The organism is Methanofollis sp., assembly GCF_028702905.1.
Lineage (GTDB): Archaea > Halobacteriota > Methanomicrobia > Methanomicrobiales > Methanofollaceae > Methanofollis.
Map to the genome: position 1 here is coordinate 1 of NZ_JAQVNX010000169.1, position 3299 is coordinate 3299.

The 3299-nt window shown below is 58.7% G+C and carries 4 protein-coding genes and 1 pseudogene; 4 read left to right on the forward strand and 1 reads right to left on the reverse strand.

What is annotated here, in order from left to right:
• Window positions 1-459: 459 nt before the first annotated feature.
• Window positions 460-681, forward strand: a pseudogene (locus PHP59_RS12180) (transposase); the annotation flags it as partial.
• Window positions 682-718: 37 nt separating this feature from the next.
• On the opposite strand, the gene PHP59_RS12185 reads toward PHP59_RS12180, so the two are convergent.
• On the reverse strand, window positions 719-1225 hold the full coding sequence (locus PHP59_RS12185) for a hypothetical protein (protein WP_300167361.1): 507 nt from the start codon (window positions 1223-1225) through the stop codon (window positions 719-721).
• A gap of 203 nt (window positions 1226-1428) precedes the next feature.
• Between PHP59_RS12185 and PHP59_RS12190 the strand changes: the two genes are divergently transcribed.
• From PHP59_RS12190 to PHP59_RS12200, 3 genes are all read left to right on the forward strand, one after another.
• Window positions 1429-1674 carry a hypothetical protein gene (locus PHP59_RS12190; protein ID WP_300167363.1) on the forward strand — a complete coding sequence of 82 codons (246 nt, stop codon included), beginning with the start codon at window positions 1429-1431 and terminating at the stop codon, window positions 1672-1674.
• A gap of 207 nt (window positions 1675-1881) precedes the next feature.
• The gene (locus PHP59_RS12195) at window positions 1882-2430 is read left to right on the forward strand and encodes a hypothetical protein (protein WP_300167365.1); all 549 of its coding nucleotides are present in this window, start codon (window positions 1882-1884) and stop codon (window positions 2428-2430) included.
• Window positions 2431-2541: 111 nt separating this feature from the next.
• Window positions 2542-3299: HD domain-containing protein (locus PHP59_RS12200; RefSeq protein ID WP_300167367.1), on the forward strand; the 758-nt coding region annotated here is incomplete at its 3' end.

The window sequence follows — 3299 nt, forward strand, 5'->3', positions numbered from 1 at the left end:
CCTGATCGATGGCATCGTTCCGGCTGCGGGCGATCCATTCCTTGAAGTCGAGGTCCTGGTCTTCGAGGTCGTCGGCCGTGACGGTGCTGAGGTCGTCAAGGAGGAGGCTGACCTCGTCGGGGGTGCGCATACAGGGTTTGCGTCCCTGACACATATAGGGTTGATTGTTGCACGGTGGGGAGCCCGTCCCTGTCCGGATTCGCGCTGATTTCCGCCCATCTCACCCTCGATCCCGGGCACGATCCCCCCTCAGGCCCTCATCCCCCAGAAACAGCCATTCCAGCCCTTCAGAAATAGCACCGTTTCCTGTCGAATATACAAAAAAGGGTGCCCCCCCGAAAGGCGGTCGTACCGCCGTATTTTGGAGGCAGGAGAGGCTAAAAGGGGGTCAGAACGGCGAAATCAGGGAGGAGGTGTCAATGGCGGGATACTTTTCCCCAAAAGTGGCGGCATTTCATCATCCCCTTCATCAACAATCAGGCCGAGAGAGACTTCCGCATAATGAAACTGAAACAGAAGATCTCCGGGACATTCCGGAGTGAAGAAGGCGCGATGAATTTCTGCAGGGTCAGGGGATTCATATCGACGGTCAAGAAGCATGATCGCCCGGTACTGTCAGAATTGAGAAGGGCGTTCGAAGGGGAACCCTTCATGCCGACGGCGGTTCATCGGGTGCTCTGAATAGTTACGAAAGATGGAAGGGGGATGAGTCCCCCTCTCACGCCAGGGCGGGCACAGCGTCGGCCCAGGTATCGACGGTGGTCTTGATCGCGTCGTCCTGGTAGGACGAGATCCGGACGGTCTTCCGGGTGAAGGTGACGTAGTAGTCGTCACCGGACGGGTCGTGGCACTTGAGCTGACAGTAGTAGGACTCGCCGCCAAAGTTGCGCTCGGCCGTGCCGCCCATCGCGGTTGCGAGGGCGGTGTTCGCGAGGACCTCGCTCGCGTTCGCGTTGAACGCGGTGATCGAGGGGGACTGCAGGGAGACGGTTCCCACCCGCTTGCCCTCGCCGTTGAGGAAGTTCACCTTCGCGGTGTAGTGCTCACGGTTCCGGATGACGGCGGCGACAGGCTGGCCGTCGCGGTCGGTATACCCGACGCACCCGAAGGGGTTGTCGGCGATGACACTCTCGATGAGGGTGTTAAACGACGTTACGTCGGCGATGGGGTCCGTGAGGTCCCGGACCGCCGATTTGTTCACGGTCTTCAGTACGAAGTCTGCCATGGGTGTGTTCTCCTGCACAACCCCTGGGGGGGTGTGCCTGCTGCCTCTTCCCGGGAATTGACAGACAACTATAGGGTATACCCGGGAGGGGATTAGTCTGACTTTATCAAAAAGCCTGAATTTGGCTTTGATTTGCCGATATAATCCTTACGGTCAGGCTTTTTCCCTTCTGCGTCGTAGTGTCCTTCAGGAGGGTTACCAGGATGACCAATGAGAAGACCACCCGGGAGCTCGTCTACGAGACGAACCGGGACGTAAAATGGATCTGCCGTGCGCTCCAGCAGATGGAGGCGCAGGACGAAGAATTTGAGGCGAGGATCCGGGCGCTGGAGGGGTGGCGGGCGGAGAAGGCTGGCGAGGAGCGGAGGGTTTCGACGCTCGGCGCCGGGGCAGGCGGGGTCGTCGGCGGGGTGGTGGCGGTGATTGTGAGGGTGCTCGGCGGGGGGTGAAAGGAGCAGAGACGCCGTGCCATGTTCCAACGTTTAAAATCACCCTGCTGTAACGGCAAAAAATGCTTTTCGGGATCTGGAGAAGAGGTCTAGATCGACACGTTCATGTAGTTAGAACATGACAGTTAGCACAAGGACTGTATACTCACCGCACTCTATAAATATGGCATCTCCGATTATGCCATGAACCCACTGGAGACTTGATGTATGGATGAATTTGACGGCGTCCTCGTTATGCTGAAGGCGGCTGGAGGTCGGATCCCGGGCCGGACTGCGATCCAGAAGTTGGGGTATTTCTCGACGATTCCGGGCGCCATCGGGGCACACTACCGCCCGCACTACTATGGCCCCTATAGCGCAGACGTTGCCGGCGCTATCCAGGCCCTCGTCTCCTACGGTTTTATCGAAGAGAGGGTGGAGACGCCTACCACTCCCGGTTCCGCAGCGACACCTGACTGGAAGCGCTACACCTACAGCCTCACCGCAGACGGTGAAAGATTGGTTTCGCGGCTGGAAAAGGAGCACGCCCCAGAGTTCAGGGAGATAGAAGAGATCGTCAGTATCTGCAAGAATACCGCGAACCTCGACTCCAAGACGCTCTCCTGGGCCGCGAAGATCCACTATATCCAGACGCTGGAGAAGAAGGATATGTCACACGACGAGATCCGGGAGATTGCCAGAACCCTGAACTGGGATCTCACTGAGGACCAGATCGACCGAGGGGTGAACCTCCTCACGAGCCTTCATCTTTCATGACGGGGGAGTCGCACGCTCACGTTTGATGCGCATATCAGAGATCCGCTCTACGGATATATCGGGCTTACCCGGAACGAACTTCGCCTTTTAGATACCCGTCCCCTCCAGAGATTGCGCAGGATCAAGCAGCTTGCCAACGCACACCTGGTCTATCCGGCTGCGTGCCACACCCGCTTCGAGCACTCCCTCGGCGTCCTGCACAGCGCTACCCTCATGGCGCGGCAGCTGCAGATCGAGGGCGACGACCTTACGACCCTTCGTTACGCCGCCCTGCTCCACGATGTCGGCCACGGGCCTTTTTCCCATGTCTTTGAGGCGCCCCTGAAGGAGATCAATGGGAAAGATGCCACGCATGAGGCGATCACGCGCCGGATCATACGGGAGGACGAAGAAGTCACCTCGATCCTCGGCGAGAAGGCCGAAGATGTCGTCGCCGTCCTCTCTGAGGACCGGAACGGTCTTCTCCACCAGATCATCTCGGGCAACATCGATGCCGATAAGCTGGATTATCTCCGGCGCGACTCCTACCACACCGGCGTGGCCTACGGGAACTTCGACCTCGAACGCGTCCTCTACACGCTCCGGAAGACCGTGAGCAGGCAGCGCGAGGACCTCACCATCCACGAGAAGGGTATAGACGTCGTGGAGAGTTTCAGGCTGGCGCGGTTCCTGATGTATGCTCAGGTTTACTACCACCACACGAATGTCGTGGCAAACGGGATGCTCCAGCGGGCAATCAAGGTTGCCGTCCGTGATCGGGTCGTGGATAAAGAGACAATCCGGATCGGGAGGGACGATTTCCTTGAGCACTACCTTGCTCTTGACGACGCGCGACTGCTTGCACAGGTGCTCACACAGCCGGAGAGCAC

What these genes read in the sequence shown, in the direction of transcription:
- PHP59_RS12195 (WP_300167365.1), top strand. Translation starts at nt 1,882, where the DNA reads ATGGATGAATTTGACGGCGTCCTCGTTATGCTGAAGGCGGCTGGAGGT.
- PHP59_RS12190 (WP_300167363.1), top strand. Translation starts at nt 1,429, where the DNA reads ATGACCAATGAGAAGACCACCCGGGAGCTCGTCTACGAGACGAACCGG.
- PHP59_RS12185 (WP_300167361.1), bottom strand. Translation starts at nt 1,225, where the DNA reads ATGGCAGACTTCGTACTGAAGACCGTGAACAAATCGGCGGTCCGGGAC.